Origin of the sequence: Branchiibius cervicis (assembly GCF_042661605.1) — a bacterium.
Taxonomy (GTDB): Bacteria; Actinomycetota; Actinomycetes; order Actinomycetales; family Dermatophilaceae; genus Branchiibius; species Branchiibius cervicis.
In genome coordinates this window covers 3,767,189-3,780,087 of the sequence record NZ_JBHSWJ010000002.1, presented here as the reverse complement: position 1 = coordinate 3,780,087, position 12,899 = coordinate 3,767,189, and the positions used below count along the sequence as shown (strand labels likewise).

The following is a 12,899-nucleotide window of genomic DNA, read 5'->3' as shown; positions in this document are numbered from 1 at the left end:
CCGGCGCCGAGGACGTTGCTCGCTGGTCCCGTCTGCTCCTCGTGCGGGCCGCGACCTTCGTCCTCATCACGCACTCGGCCGTCGCACGTCAACTCGGTATCAGTCAGCCCGCGGTGACCAAACAGCTCGGTGCCACGAAACTCGCTGACGTCCAACGCCTCGATCGGGCGCTTCTCCTCGAGGCCTGCCCGCCTGATGCCGCGCCAGTTCACGTCTCGTCGTCGGACGACGACGCGACGCAGCGGGCCTGGCTTGACCAAGCGACCGCCTGGATGTTCGGTGAATCGCTGGTCGAAGCCGTCGACGAGCCACCTTTTGATGCCTTGGTGACGGTGCCCATGGGGATCGGACACAACGAGGTCGACGAGTTGTCCGGCATGCTCCAGCGACTGCTGCGGCGGGACGTCATCATCCACCCCGTCGCCGGGTGAACCCGACCTACACCAGGAAGGGGATCCGCGCCCGCACGCGGAACCCTCCGGTCGCCCGCGGACCGATGTCCGCTTCGCCGCCGAGGGCGGCGACGCGTTCGCGGATGCCCTGCAGCCCCAGGCCCGTCCCTGCGGTCCCCGCCAGAGTGGAGCCGCCGTCGAGAACCTCCACCTCGACGTACGCGCCATCTCCGGCCCGCACGACACGCACAGTCACCGACGCAAACGTCGCGGAGGAGTGCGCGCGCACGTTGGACAGCGCCTCCTGCACTACCCGATACACCCCGAAACCCGCTGCTGCGGGCACCCGCTCGGCCAGGCCATCGACGTCCACCAGCACGTACGTCGTGCCAAGACCCAGCGTGTCGAACTGGGCTACCAGCGCCGGGACGTCCGCCAACGTCGGTGGCGGAGTCCTCGACTCGGCGTCGTCGCCGCGCAACGTTCCGACCAGGGAGCGCATCTCGGTGACGGCCGAACGGGCCGATGACTCAACGGTTTCCAGCGCACCGGCCGCTGCTGGCGGATCAACCGTGAGCACGCGTCGCGCGGCGGCTGCTTGCACGCCCATCAGCGCCACGTGATGCGCGACCACATCATGCAGCTCGCGGGCGATCCGGACGCGTTCGTCGACGACCGACCGGTCACGCAACTCGGCGGCCTGTCGCTCGATCAGCCCCGCCTGGCCGGCCAGCGCGGCCCGCTGCCGGGCGTTGCGCCAATCCAGCGCTCCACCCAGGATCGCGCCGCCGAAGTAGATCGCGTTGATCAGGTAGATGTAACCGGTCAGCGCAGCTGCATAGGGGAACGGGCCCGGAGACGAGGCACCGTTTGAGGTCCGGTGGACCAGATCGACAGTCACCCACACCATCAACGCAGCGACGCACAACAGCACGACCGCCACCGTCCGGCCACGCGGCGCACCCCAGGCGATTGCCGCGTAGAAGACTGCGAGGAAAAGGAATTGCAGCACGAGGCTCACCGCGAGCGGCGGTAGCAGGATCCCGGTCACGAGCCACAGCACCGTGATGGCTGCGACGGTCGCCACCGGGAATCGCCGGCGCCACACGATGAGCACACCCGCGAGTACCAGCGGCAGGTGCTGCACCACTTCCGGTGCGGCGATCTGGCTCAGCGAGCCCAGGCTGCGTTCCAGCTCCAGACCGACCGCTCCCACCACCAGGAAGCCGACCGCAATCGCGATATCCCGGCGCCACCAACGCGAAGGAAGCGGTCGACGCCATGGATCTCCGACACCGAAAAACGCCCCAACTGTCGCCACCGGGCCAGGCTAGCCAGGTCAGGTGACCGGCTTGAGGACATCCTCACCGACGTACGGCGCGAGCGCGGCGGGCACTCGGACCGAGCCGTCCGACTGCTGGTGGTTCTCCAGAATCGCCACCAGCCACCGCGTCGTCGCCAACGTGCCGTTCAGCGTTGCAACGATCTCCGACTTGCCCTCGTCCGTGCGGAACCGGGTGTTCAGGCGGCGGGCCTGGTACGTCGTACAGTTCGAGGTCGACGTCAACTCGCGGTACCGACCCTGGGTCGGCACCCACGCCTCGCAGTCGAATTTGCGCGCCGCCGGGTTGCCCAGATCGCCCGCCGCGGTGTCGATGATCCGGTACGGCACCTCGATCTTGGCCAGCATCTCCCGCTCCCAGCCCAACAACCGCTCGTGCTCGGCCTGCGCCTGCGCGGGATCGCAGTAGACGAACATCTCCAACTTCTGGAACTGGTGCACCCGGATGATCCCCCGGGTGTCCTTGCCGTGCGAGCCGGCCTCGCGGCGGTAACAGGTCGACCAGCCGGCGTAGCGCTTCGGCCCCTTCGACAAGTCGATGATCTCGTCGGCGTGGTAGCCCGCGAGCGCCACCTCCGAGGTACCGGTCAGGTACAGGTCGTCGGCTTCGAGCCGGTAGACCTCATCGGCGTGTTCGTCGAGGAACCCGGCACCGGTCATGATGTCCGGCCGGACCAGCGACGGCGTGATCATCGGGGTGAACCCGTGCTCCACCGCGAAGGCCAGACCCATCTGCAACAGACCCAGTTCGAGCCGGGCGCCGACACCGGTCAGGAAGTAGAACCGCGAGCCGGCGACCTTGGCGCCCCGCTCCATGTCGATCGCCCCCAGCTTCTCGCCGAGGGCCAGGTGGTCCAGCGGCTCGAAATCGAACTGCGTCGGGGAACCCACGACCTCACGGACCGTGTAGTCGTCCTCCCCGCCGCTGGGTACACCGTCGACGATGATGTTGCCGACCTTCTTCAACAGCGCCTCGAAGGTCGCCGACTGTTCGTCGGCCTGGGCCTCCAGCGACTTCACCTGCGCCGCGAGGGCGGCCGCGTCGGCGCGGGCCTGCTCGGCCTGTTGCTGCAGGGCCGTGACATCCTCGCCGCGTTTGCGGGCGGCGTTCAACTGGCCCATCGCGGCGCCGACCTGCTTGCTGACCGACTTCTGCTGCGAGCGCAGTTCCTCGAAATGCGACAGCGCGTTGCGTCGCGCGGAGTCGGCCGCCAGGATCTGGTCCACCAGGGACTCGTCGGCTCCCCGGGCTCGTTGGCTGGCCTTGACCCGCTCCGGGTCCTCCCGCAACACCTTGATGTCGATCACGATCGACAAGGCTAGCCTGGCCCTGGGATAGGTTGCGGTCATGCCCACGGCTGCGGTGATCGTCAACCCGACCAAGGTGTCCGACGCCGCCACCCTGCGATCGCAGGCCCGCGGCGTTTTCGAGCGCCACGGGTGGGGGAACCCATGTGGTTCGAGACCACCGCGAAGGACACCGGGCGCGGTCAAACGATCCAGGCCATCGAGCACGGTGCCGATCTGGTCTGCCCGTACGGCGGGGACGGGACCGTCCGCGCGGTGGCCAGTGGTGCTCTGGGCAGCGGGGTCCCGTTGGGACTGCTCAGTGCCGGTACCGGGAATCTGCTGGCCCGCAACATGAAGCTGCCGCACCGGCGGTTCCAGGACGGCTTGGTGGCCGCGCTCACCGGCACTCCCCGGCCCATCGATGTCATGCGGATCACCATCGACCGCGACGGCTCCGGTGGGTGGAGCGAACCCGAATACGGCCTGGTGATGGCCGGATTCGGCCTCGATGCAGACATCCTCGGCGGCACCCCCGAGGCCCTGAAGGCCAGGCTGAGCTGGCTGGCCTATCCGGTCAACGGGCTGCGGCACATTCGGCACAACCACATCCCGATGACCGTCACCTTCGATGCCGATCAACCGGTCGACACCGAGGTCACCACCGTCATCGTGGGCTCGTGCGGACTCCTCACCGGCGGGGTGCAACTGATGCCCGGTGCCCGCTTCGACGACGGTGAGCTGGACGCCGTCATAATCCGCGCCGGCGGTGCCCTCGGCTGGCCGAAAGTCGTCACCAGCATTTTGAGCCGCTCCAAACGCTCGACCCACGCGGTGGAACGCCGGGTCGCCGAAGCCGTCGACCTGCGAGCCGGTACGCCGACCCCCATCGAGATCGACGGCGACCACCTGGGCAGTGCGATCGGCGTACGCCTCGAAGTGCTGCCCAGCGCGCTGAGCGTCCGCGGCTGATCCGCCGCCGGCCCGGGCGGCGTCGGAGCGGCCAGGTTCACCAGGCACACTCTGAGCATGACTCGCCGCCTGCTCGCCCCCGCCGTCCTGGCCGCGGCCGCACTCACGCTCAGCGCGTGCGGTGGCGGGGCTTCGAACTCCTCATCGGGTACGCCGAGCGGCACCACCGGCACCGCCGCGACGAGCAGTTCCGCACCGACCAGCACCTCGACCACCGCCACCTCCTCCGCCGGCAGCGCCACGACCGGTCATTCCCCGAGCACGAGCACGGGTTCGACGGCTACAGCCGGCAGCGTCCTGCCGAACCCCACCGGGTACAGCACGCCGACCTCCGTGATGCCGGTCGGCAACGGCTGCGTGCCCGCGCGGTTGTCCGTCAGCAGTGTCGGCATCGACGGCGAGCAGGTCGTGGCGATGGGCACCAACGCCCAGGGGCAGATCTACCCGCCGCCGAAAACGACCATGTGGTACGACAAATCGGCCCAGTTGGGCACCAGCGGTCGCACGGTCATCGCCGGCCACGTGACCTACGACGGCCCGGATGAGTTCTACGACCTGGACCGGGTGCGCACCGGTGCACCCGTGGACATCACCTGCACCGACGGGCGCCACCTGACCTACACGGTCACCGACAAACGATCCGAGCTGAAGACGAAGGTCACGACCGACCAGCAGGTGTGGGGCGGCAGTTCGTCACCGGTCCTGGTGCTCATCACCTGCGACAAGAACAGCCCGCTCATCGGTCAGCACCACCTGAACAACTACCTGGTCTGGGCCGAACCGGCCGCCTCCTAACCCAGCGACCGCAGCCATTCCCGCGCATCGGCGAAGGCTGCGTCGGTGGCGGCTGGTTCAACGGTGGCAGCTCGCAGATCGGCCCGCGGGTACGAACCCAGGAAACGCACGTCCGCGGCGGTCCGCCGCAGTCCGAGAAGGGCGTCCGCGACCCGTTCGTCGCGCAGATGCCCCTCCAGATCGATCGAAAAACAGTAGCTACCCATCGCCGCACCGGTCGGCCGCGACTCCAATCGGGTCAGGTTGATTCCGCGGGTCGCGAACTGCTCCAACAACTCCAGCAGGCCCCCGGCCCGGTCGGAGTGCTGGTAGAGCACAAGCGTGGTCTTGTCGAAGCCGGTCGGTGTCGGCAGCCAACCGGGCCGCGCCACCAGCACGAACCGCGTCACCGCCGACTTGTTGTCGCCGATGTCCTCCGCGAGCACCTCGAGGCCGCCGGCGGCGACCGGAGCGCAGACGGCTGCGTCGTACGGCGCGGGCTCACCGGCCGCGAGCGCCGCCTCGAGTGCCTGGGGCCCGGCGGCAGTTGACAGCGCCGGCACGTACGTCGCGCCGGGAGTGTTCGCTGCCGCCCAGCCGCGCACCTGTGCCCAGGCGTGCGAGTGGGTGCCGATCGTGCGGATGTCCGCGAGCGTCGTACCGGACGGCGCGACCAGCACGAAGGTGATGGGCACGAGGACTTCCCCGACGATCACCAGTTGCAGTGCGTTGAGGGCGTCGATGGTGGCCGGGACACCGCCCTCGATGGAGTTCTCGATCGGCACCATCGCGGAGTCGACGTCGCCGGACTGCACCGCGCGCAACGCGGCGTCGACGGTGGCGAAGGGCACGTGCTCGGCGCCCTGCGCCGGCCGCCAGGACAGCAGAGCCGCCTGGGTGAACGTGCCCTCGGGACCGAAGTATCCGTAGCGCATCAGGCGTCCTTCCGGTTGGTGCGGGCGGCGGCAATGGCCTGCTGCTCCTCGGGGGTGAGCTTCACCTCGGAGCGCCCGGAGAGCACACCCTTGGCGTAGGTGCGCGACTCGTCGCGGGCGTGGATCGAGGTGATGACCAGTCCGTCGCCGGAGTCGTCCAGCAGCGCCGCCGAGAACGATAGCTGCCCCCGGAATCGCCGAACGCGTCGTACCGCACGACCGCGACGTGCCGCAGGGCGGCGGCCACGTGCGGTGTGAGCCCGTCGACACGCGCGGCGAGGGCGCCCAGGTGCCGCTCGATCGCCGTACTGCGATCGGCCTGGCGGGTGAGCACCGCGAGCGCGTCACGTCGCTGGTCCGGGGGCCACAACGCCGTGAACTGCCGCTGGATCGCGCGCAACCGCAACAGCGCGGCCGCCGCCACCAGCAGCGCCAGCACGGCGAGGGTGAGGGCCAGCGCGAGCAGGGCGGTTTGCACGGATCGAGGGTACGGCGTAGGTAGACTTCGCGGGTCATGGATATCGGGCTGATGGTCACCGTCTTCGTGACCATCTTCCTGGTCGAACTGCCGGACAAGACGTTCATCGCGACCCTGGTCCTGGCCACCCGCTACCGGCCGATCCTGGTCTGGATCGGGGTGTGCGCGGCCTTCCTCGTGCAGACGGTGGTCGCGGTCGCGTTCGGCGGCCTGATCGGCCGGTTGCCGGAGAAGCCGGTGCATGCCGTGGTGATGGTGCTGTTCGCGATCGCCGCGGTCCTGCTGATCCGCAGTGCCAAGGACGCCTCCGCCGAAGAGGCCGAGACCGAGGAGGAGTTCGAGCAGAAGACGACCCGGCCCGCGTCCGGTTTCCACGCGGTGACCGCGTCGTTCCTGATCCTCTTCCTGGCGGAATGGGGCGACCTGTCCCAGTTGGCGACCGCCGGTTTCGTGGCCAAGAGCGGCGGCGGCCTGGGTGTCGCGCTCAGTGTGGGTGTCGGCGCGTTCCTGGCGCTGGCCGCGGTGTCGGGGCTGGCGGTGCTGCTGGGCCGCAAACTGCTCGACCACGTACCCCTGTCGATCATCCGGCTCGTCGGCGGTTTGGTCTGCGCACTGTTCGCGGTCCTGCTCGCGTTGGGACTCTTCGGGGTCTCGCTGCCGTCCTGGCTACCTATCTGAGCCGCTTAACCTTGCGGGGTGATCCGGCGCTGGCTTCTTGCGGTGGCCGTCGTCGTGCTCGGGATCAGTGCGGCGTCGGCCGCGATCAGCGCGTTGTCGGCCCGGCCCGCGGTCCAGACGATCAAGCAGCCGGGCCGGTTGGTCATCGTGTCGATGCCCACCCTGACCTTCGACGGCGCGAATTCGCATACGACGCCGGCGCTGTGGGCGATGGCCCGCACCGGCGCGGTCGCCGCCCTGACCACCCGCAACCTGACGGCGCACAGTTGCAGCAACCAGTCCTGGTTGACCTTCGGCGCCGGATCGCGCACGACCATCGGCCAGCCGGTCGGTGAAACGCCCACCGGCGCTCGACCGGGCACCTGCAGTCCCGAGTTGCAGCCGGTGCAGGACGGCGAGGGCGCCTACTACCCGGATTGGGCCACGTGGCGCGCCTCAGCACCCGGCGCCGGCACCACCACCGATCTGGGGCTGGTCGCCTCGTCGTTGGAAGCCCACGGGCAGTGCCTCATGGCCGCCGGCAAGTACGTCGCTCTCGGGGCGGCCGACCGGACCGGCCGGATCGCGCACTACCAGCGCAGCGTCGACGACGTGTCGCTCACGACCTGTCCGGTGACCTTGATCGGCCTGGACGGACCCGACGACCGCTACCTGTCGCAACTCCTGGCCCGGTTGCCGGCGAAGACGACGCTCGTGGTCACCGGGGCCGCCGACGACACCACACCCGAGTCCCTGCGCGCCGTGGCCATCATCGGCCCGCGCGTGCGGCACGGCCTGGCCACCTCCGCCTCCACCCGACAGGTGGGGCTGCTGCAGACCACCGACCTGTCAGCGCTGACCCTGTCGCGCATCGGGTCGGCCGCTCCCACCCTGCCCGAGGGTCGCGCGCCCGTCGTGCAGCCCACCGGCAGCCCCACGGCGCCGGTGGTCCGGGTCACGCAGTTCACCACGGCGCTGCAGATCGAGCACGCGTTCGTGCTGCCGTTCTTCGTGTGCTACCTCGGCGGGACCGCGATCGCCTGCGCCATCGGTGGGGTGTGGTGGTGGCTGAGCCGGACCGGATTCAGCCGGGGCTTGCGACGCTACTTCGCCGGTACCGCGGCGGTCGTCGCGGCGACGCCGGTGGCCACCTTGCTCGTCGGCTTCCTGCCCTGGTGGCGCGCCGACCAGCCCCGGGTGGTGCTGGGTATCTTCACCTTCGCCGGAGCGGTGTTCATCGCGGCAGCCGCCTTGCTCGGACCCTGGGGGCGCTACCGACGCGGACCGACGGTCTTCCTCGGGGCCTTCACCCTCGTCGTACTCGGATTGGACGTCGTCCACGGCTCGGCGCTGCAGCTGACCTCGCTCACGGGTCTGCAGCCGGTGTACGGCGGCCGGTTCTACGGCATGGGCAACGTTTCCTACGCGTTCTATGCAACCTGCGGGTTGTTGGTCGCGGCCTCGCTGGCCGGCGCATTACTGGACCGCGGGGCCCGGCCGCTGGCGGTTCTGACCGTCCTGTTGATCGGTGCGGCCGTCGTGGTCGTCGACGGCTACCCGGGATGGGGCGCGGACGGCGGCGGTACGGCGGCCCTGATCCCCGCGTTCGCCTACCTGGCGCTGAACGCCGCCGGGCGACGGGTGACCTGGCGGCGGATCCTGCTGATCCTGGTGGTCAGCGGGGCGTTCGTTCTCGGGCTCGCCTTCCTGGACTACCTCCGGCCCGCGCAGAACCGCACCCACCTGGGCGATTTCATGGCCGGGGTGATCCACGACGGCTCCGCCGGTCCGCTGGCCCGGATCTGGCAGGCGAACTGGACGATGCTGGTCTCGTCCCCGGTCAACCTGCTGGTGCCGGTGCTGCTGGTGCTGGCAATCATCGCGCTGGGCTTGCCCAACTCCCGACTGGGCCGCCCGTTGCGCCCGTTGTTCGAGCAGGTGACGTTCTACGACCGGGGTCTGGCGGCCGCGGCGGTCTGCTGGTTGATCGGCTTCGTCAGCAACGACTCCGGGACCGCCATCCCGCCAGCGGGACTGCTCATGGCAATACCGCTGACGGTGCTTCTCGCGGCGAGTCCGGCCTGGCGGCTCGACGACGTACCGCCGGGAGCGACCACGCCAGAACGCCGAGTAGCAGCACTGAGATAAGGCCGTAACTGTCGTTGAGCAGTTGCCAGCCGGGATTGCCGCTGGAGGAGGCCGGGAAGTCCAGACCCTGCTGCAGTCGCCACTGACCCCACCACGGCAGCGGCATCGTGAACAGCGCCCAGACAATCGCGGCGGCCAGGAGTTTGCGGACCTGCAACAGCGCTGCGAGCGCCACCACCACCCACACGAAGTGGTGGATCCACGACACCGGCGAGATGAGAACCCCCACGATGCCCACGGCGGCCGCCTCGTGCCAGAACCACCCGCGGCGGTGCGCGCGTCGGGCGATACCCAGTCCGACGACCATGACGATCAGCACCAGGACCAGCCACAGAGCACTGGAGTCCCAGTGCGCTCGTAGCAGGATCCCCCGCAACGCCTGGTTGGACGTGCCGTCGTTCAGGCCCAGTCGGTCGGGGTCCTGTAGGGCGCCGCCCCAGAACGCAAAACTGGCGTTCGGCAACAACAAGAATGCGGCCAGCGTGAAGCCGGCCGCGCTTGCGGCGGCGGTGGCGGCGGCGCGCCACTGCCGGGTCACCAGGAGGTGAACGATGAAGATGCCGGGGGTGAGCTTGATCGAGGTAGCCAGCCCGATCAGGACACCGCGCGGGATCCGGCCGCTGCGCTCACCCAGATCGAAGAGCACCAGCGCCATGAGGAAGATGTCCACCTGACCGAATCTGATGCCGTCGCCGACCGGCTGGAGGCAGCCCACCGCGGTCCAGATCCCGGCGAGCGCAAGCGGCCACCACCGGCCGCAGCGCTGGGCCGGCTCCCGGAAGAGCCACCACACCAGGGCCGCGAGTACGGCGAACTGGGCCAGCGTCCACAACCATCCGGCCAGCCCGAAGGGGATGAGAGCCAGCAGGATGGCGAAGATGGACGCGATCGGCGGGTAGGTGAAGGGCAGCAGTTGCGGCGGCGCGGTCACGGCCGCGTAGACGGGCCGGCCGATGAGGTTGGAGATGCCGGCGTTGCGGTACACCTCGAGGTCGACCAGCCACCGGGTCGGCGGGGTCTGTACCACGAAGTGGTTGATCAGCATGTACGGACGGATCAACGCGACAAGGATGGCTGCCGCCCAGATCCAACGGGACGGGCGGGCGGCAACGGTCACCCCGGCATTCTGCCCTGTCCCCGGATCACGGCGGCGCGGCCGTAGCCGTCAAGGACGCTCGAACCGTGTCGATCTGCCCCTGGTGCGCGGCCCAGTAGGCCGGTGTGGCGGTGATGGTGATGCGGTGCTTTACCCCGGCCGGATCGAACGCGATCACGGCCCAAGCCCGCACCGGCACCTGCGCGACGCACGTCCACTGCAGTTGCAACCCGATGAGGCCGTGCTGCTCCCAGCGCGTGACCGGCACCTTCGGGGTGAAATCGGAGAAACAGCTATGTCCCCGGCCCTGGGTGAAGTCCCAGATGTTGGTGGGGTCGACGTTGTACTGCAGGATCCCTTCGCCGATCAGCGCACGTTCACGCGCGGCTGAGACATCCGTGCCGGCCCGCGGCGCCGTATCGATCTCGTGGGTCACGGTCAGGTCGGCCGGCTGCTCTCCCTGGCCGCCGACCAGCCACACGCTCATATGGACCAGGTCCTGCTGGGCCCGGGCGACGTCCTTGCGCAGGACGGCCCCCATTGCGCCGGCAGGGCCATCTGCAGCGTGTAGTCCTCGACCGTGCCCTTCGGGGGCGTCGAGCTACGCGTGGTCGACGCCCCGGGCACCGAGACCGTCGTACTGCAGCCCGACAACGTCAGCCCTACCGCTGCGACCGCCAGTCCGCGGCGCACCTTTCGCGTCTCCATGGCCGGGACGGTATCGGCGCCGACTCATCGACCGCAGAAGTTATCCACAGCCTCGGTCGATTAGTCTCGGGCCGTGGTGCGGCGTTGGGTGATCGCGGTCGTGTCGATCGCCGCGTTGTTCGCCGTCGCGTACGGCATGACCGGGCTCGTGACCGCCCAGCCCGACCCGAAGCCGGTGGCGACGAGCGGCTCGGTGGTGCTGGTCGCCGTACCCGGACTGGCCTGGACCGACGTCTCCGCCACCCGCACCCCCGACCTGTGGCAGGTGCTCGACTACGGCGCGACCGCCAACCAGGTCGTGCACACCGTGGGATCCACCGCGTGTACGCCGAGTGCCTGGCTCACGCTCGGGGCCGGACACGGCGTCGACGCGGCCGGGTGCGCTGCGCCGGCCCCGGTCGTGAGCGGGGGCACCGCGACCTGGCCGTCCTGGGCGCAGTGGCGATCCGCGGACTCCGGCATCGGCCTGCTCGGCGCAACCGCGACCCGGCACGGTCGCTGCATCGAAGCAGTCGGACCGGATGCGGCTCTGGCCGCGGCGGATTCGACCGGTCGCGTGTCCCATTACGCGGCCTCGCTCGCGACGGCATCGTTCACGACCTGTGCAGTCACGTTGGTGACAGCATCGGCCACCGAGCTCAACACCATCGTGGGGAAACTGCCCGCCACGGCGACGCTGATCGTGACGGGCCTGTCCGACGGGTCGTCCGACGACGCAGGTCTGCGGTTGGCCTACGCCCTGGGCACTGGGGTCCCGGCCGGGGTGCTGCGCTCAGCTTCGACCAAGCAACCGGCCCTGATCCAGACGGCCGATCTCACGGCGACGATGCTGCAGACGCTGGGCGCGTCCTCGCCGCCGGCTGGCGTGCACGGTTCGCCGCTGCAGGTGGTCCCCACCCCGCAAAACGCCGTGACCGCGACCGCGAACAACGCCGCCCTGGCCCGGGCGGTCTCGGTGAATCACGCCGTCCTGGTGTGGTTCTGGCTCGCGTGGGCCGTGCTCTTCGTCGGGTTGCTCGCGATGGTTGTGCGCAGCCGCCCCCGCTGGACCCGGCCCGCACTGGCGTTTCTCGCCGCCGTCCCTATCGGCACCTTCCTGGCCGGGTTGCTGCCCTGGTCGCGGTGGCCGGCGCCGGCACTGTGGCTCGTGGTGCTCTCACTGCTCTGGGCCGGGGTCATCGTGGCGATCGCCTACGCGGGACCGTGGCGGCGCTGGATCGGCTCGCCGTGGGTGACAGTGGGTGCGGTCTCGTCGGCGGTACTGGCGCTGGACGTCATGCACGGCTCGTCGCTGCAACTGCCGGCGATGCTGGGCCTGCAGCCGGAGTACGGCGGCCGTTACTACGGGATGGGCAACGCCGGGTACGCCATCTTCGCGACCGCCGTGCTGCTGCTCGCGGGGCTGCTCGGCGGCCGGTTGATCGCGGTCGACGAACGCCGCCTCGGTGCCTGGACCATCGGATTGCTCTGCGGCGCAGCGGTGCTGGTCCTGGCCGCCCCGATGTGGGGCGCCGATTTCGGTGGGCCGCCGCCCCTGCTCATTGCCGGCGGCATCATGGTGGTCCTGTCGTTGGGCCGCTCGCTGTCCTGGCGACGACTAGCACTGATCGTGGGCGTCGCGGTCCTGCTGGCGGTGATCGCGGGAGTCATCGACGCGTTGCGGCCGGCGTCGTCACGCAGCTATCTCGGCCGCTTCTTCGCCGGTCTCTTCGACGGCTCCGGCGGCATCGTCGGGGAGAAACTGGGGGCGAACCTGCGCCTGCTGGTGGCGACTCCGGTCAGTCCGTTGATCCCGTTGGCGTTGATCTTCTGCGGGTACGTCGTGTGGCTGGCGGGCCGGCCCAACCAGCCCGGGTGGTCGTGGGCCCGGCGACTGGGCGACGCCGTGGGTCTTTCCGAGCCGCTGGAGGTCGCGGCCGACACCCGGGTCGGCGCTGAGGAGGTGCCGTTCCTGCGGGAGACTGCGATCGGCGTCCTGGTGATGTGCGCAATAGCTATGTGTATCAACGATTCCGGGGTCGGAATCCCAGCCATCGCGGCACTGATCGCGTTCCCGTTCGCAGCAGTTCTGGCCACCCGCGATCCGCTGACCACCGCGTGACTTCTGCCC

At 69.6% G+C, this 12,899-nt stretch carries 12 protein-coding genes and 1 pseudogene; 6 read left to right on the top strand and 7 right to left on the bottom strand.

The features are described from left to right. Positions 1–41 precede the first annotated feature (41 nt). Positions 42–431 carry a hypothetical protein gene (locus tag ACFQBT_RS19530; RefSeq protein WP_377819824.1) on the top strand — a complete coding sequence of 130 codons (390 nt, stop codon included), beginning with the start codon at positions 42–44 and terminating at the stop codon, positions 429–431. Between the two features lie 7 nt (positions 432–438). Here the strand turns inward: ACFQBT_RS19530 and ACFQBT_RS19525 are convergent, their stop codons facing one another. Together ACFQBT_RS19525 and serS are read right to left on the bottom strand one after the other, a co-directional pair. After that, positions 439–1,713: a sensor histidine kinase gene (locus ACFQBT_RS19525; RefSeq protein WP_377825294.1), complete on the bottom strand. Its 1,275-nt coding sequence runs from the start codon at positions 1,711–1,713 to the stop codon at positions 439–441. A gap of 18 nt (positions 1,714–1,731) precedes the next feature. Then, complete coding sequence (serS, locus tag ACFQBT_RS19520) at positions 1,732–3,042, bottom strand: serine--tRNA ligase (protein ID WP_377819852.1); 1,311 nt, start codon at positions 3,040–3,042, stop codon at positions 1,732–1,734. Positions 3,043–3,186: 144 nt separating this feature from the next. Here serS and ACFQBT_RS19515 point away from each other — a divergent pair, with 144 nt between their 5' ends. Both ACFQBT_RS19515 and ACFQBT_RS19510 read left to right on the top strand, forming a co-directional pair. Beyond that, positions 3,187–3,993, top strand: a complete 807-nt coding sequence (locus ACFQBT_RS19515) for a diacylglycerol/lipid kinase family protein (protein ID WP_377819822.1) — start codon at positions 3,187–3,189, stop codon at positions 3,991–3,993. Between the two features lie 57 nt (positions 3,994–4,050). Beyond that, the gene (locus ACFQBT_RS19510; RefSeq protein ID WP_377819821.1) at positions 4,051–4,788 is read left to right on the top strand and encodes a class F sortase; all 738 of its coding nucleotides are present in this window, start codon (positions 4,051–4,053) and stop codon (positions 4,786–4,788) included. Here the strand turns inward: ACFQBT_RS19510 and pheA are convergent. Both pheA and ACFQBT_RS19500 read right to left on the bottom strand, forming a co-directional pair. Next, positions 4,785–5,702 (bottom strand): prephenate dehydratase, encoded by a 918-nt coding sequence (pheA, locus tag ACFQBT_RS19505; protein WP_377819820.1) that lies wholly within the window; start codon positions 5,700–5,702, stop codon positions 4,785–4,787. The two genes, ACFQBT_RS19510 and pheA, sit on opposite strands and share 4 nt — an antisense overlap. Next, positions 5,702–6,126 (bottom strand): annotated as a pseudogene (locus ACFQBT_RS19500) (DUF4446 family protein). Before ACFQBT_RS19500 ends, pheA begins: the two are co-directional and overlap by 1 nt. Positions 6,127–6,216: 90 nt before the next feature. Between ACFQBT_RS19500 and ACFQBT_RS19495 the strand changes: the two are divergent. Both ACFQBT_RS19495 and ACFQBT_RS19490 read left to right on the top strand, forming a co-directional pair. Next, positions 6,217–6,858, top strand: coding sequence for a TMEM165/GDT1 family protein (locus ACFQBT_RS19495; RefSeq protein ID WP_377819819.1), 642 nt, complete (start codon positions 6,217–6,219; stop codon positions 6,856–6,858). Positions 6,859–6,876: 18 nt separating this feature from the next. Continuing rightward, positions 6,877–8,985, top strand: a complete 2,109-nt coding sequence (locus tag ACFQBT_RS19490; protein WP_377819818.1) for a hypothetical protein — start codon at positions 6,877–6,879, stop codon at positions 8,983–8,985. Here the strand turns inward: ACFQBT_RS19490 and ACFQBT_RS19485 are convergent. From ACFQBT_RS19485 to ACFQBT_RS19475, 3 genes are read right to left on the bottom strand one after another with little or no spacing between them, the layout of a single operon-like run. Beyond that, the gene (locus tag ACFQBT_RS19485) at positions 8,876–10,102 is read right to left on the bottom strand and encodes a glycosyltransferase 87 family protein (protein ID WP_377819817.1); all 1,227 of its coding nucleotides are present in this window, start codon (positions 10,100–10,102) and stop codon (positions 8,876–8,878) included. The genes ACFQBT_RS19490 and ACFQBT_RS19485 overlap by 110 nt on opposite strands. A 25-nt stretch (positions 10,103–10,127) precedes the next feature. Next, positions 10,128–10,622, bottom strand: a complete 495-nt coding sequence (locus ACFQBT_RS19480) for a hypothetical protein (protein WP_377819816.1) — start codon at positions 10,620–10,622, stop codon at positions 10,128–10,130. After that, positions 10,565–10,789 (bottom strand): hypothetical protein, encoded by a 225-nt coding sequence (locus tag ACFQBT_RS19475; RefSeq protein WP_377819815.1) that lies wholly within the window; start codon positions 10,787–10,789, stop codon positions 10,565–10,567. Before ACFQBT_RS19475 ends, ACFQBT_RS19480 begins: the two co-directional genes overlap by 58 nt. 73 nt (positions 10,790–10,862) lie before the next feature. On the opposite strand from ACFQBT_RS19475, the gene ACFQBT_RS19470 reads away from it, so the two are divergent. Beyond that, positions 10,863–12,890 carry a DUF2339 domain-containing protein gene (locus tag ACFQBT_RS19470; protein ID WP_377819814.1) on the top strand — a complete coding sequence of 676 codons (2,028 nt, stop codon included), beginning with the start codon at positions 10,863–10,865 and terminating at the stop codon, positions 12,888–12,890. Positions 12,891–12,899: the final 9 nt, after the last annotated feature.

Excerpts from the sequence above, each read along its gene's own strand:
- ACFQBT_RS19480 (WP_377819816.1), bottom strand. The coding sequence starts at position 10,622 with ATGGGGGCCGTCCTGCGCAAGGACGTCGCCCGGGCCCAGCAGGACCTG.
- ACFQBT_RS19515 (WP_377819822.1), top strand. The coding sequence starts at position 3,187 with ATGTGGTTCGAGACCACCGCGAAGGACACCGGGCGCGGTCAAACGATC.
- ACFQBT_RS19475 (WP_377819815.1), bottom strand. The coding sequence starts at position 10,789 with ATGGAGACGCGAAAGGTGCGCCGCGGACTGGCGGTCGCAGCGGTAGGG.
- ACFQBT_RS19510 (WP_377819821.1), top strand. The coding sequence starts at position 4,051 with ATGACTCGCCGCCTGCTCGCCCCCGCCGTCCTGGCCGCGGCCGCACTC.
- ACFQBT_RS19495 (WP_377819819.1), top strand. The coding sequence starts at position 6,217 with ATGGATATCGGGCTGATGGTCACCGTCTTCGTGACCATCTTCCTGGTC.
- pheA (WP_377819820.1), bottom strand. The coding sequence starts at position 5,702 with ATGCGCTACGGATACTTCGGTCCCGAGGGCACGTTCACCCAGGCGGCT.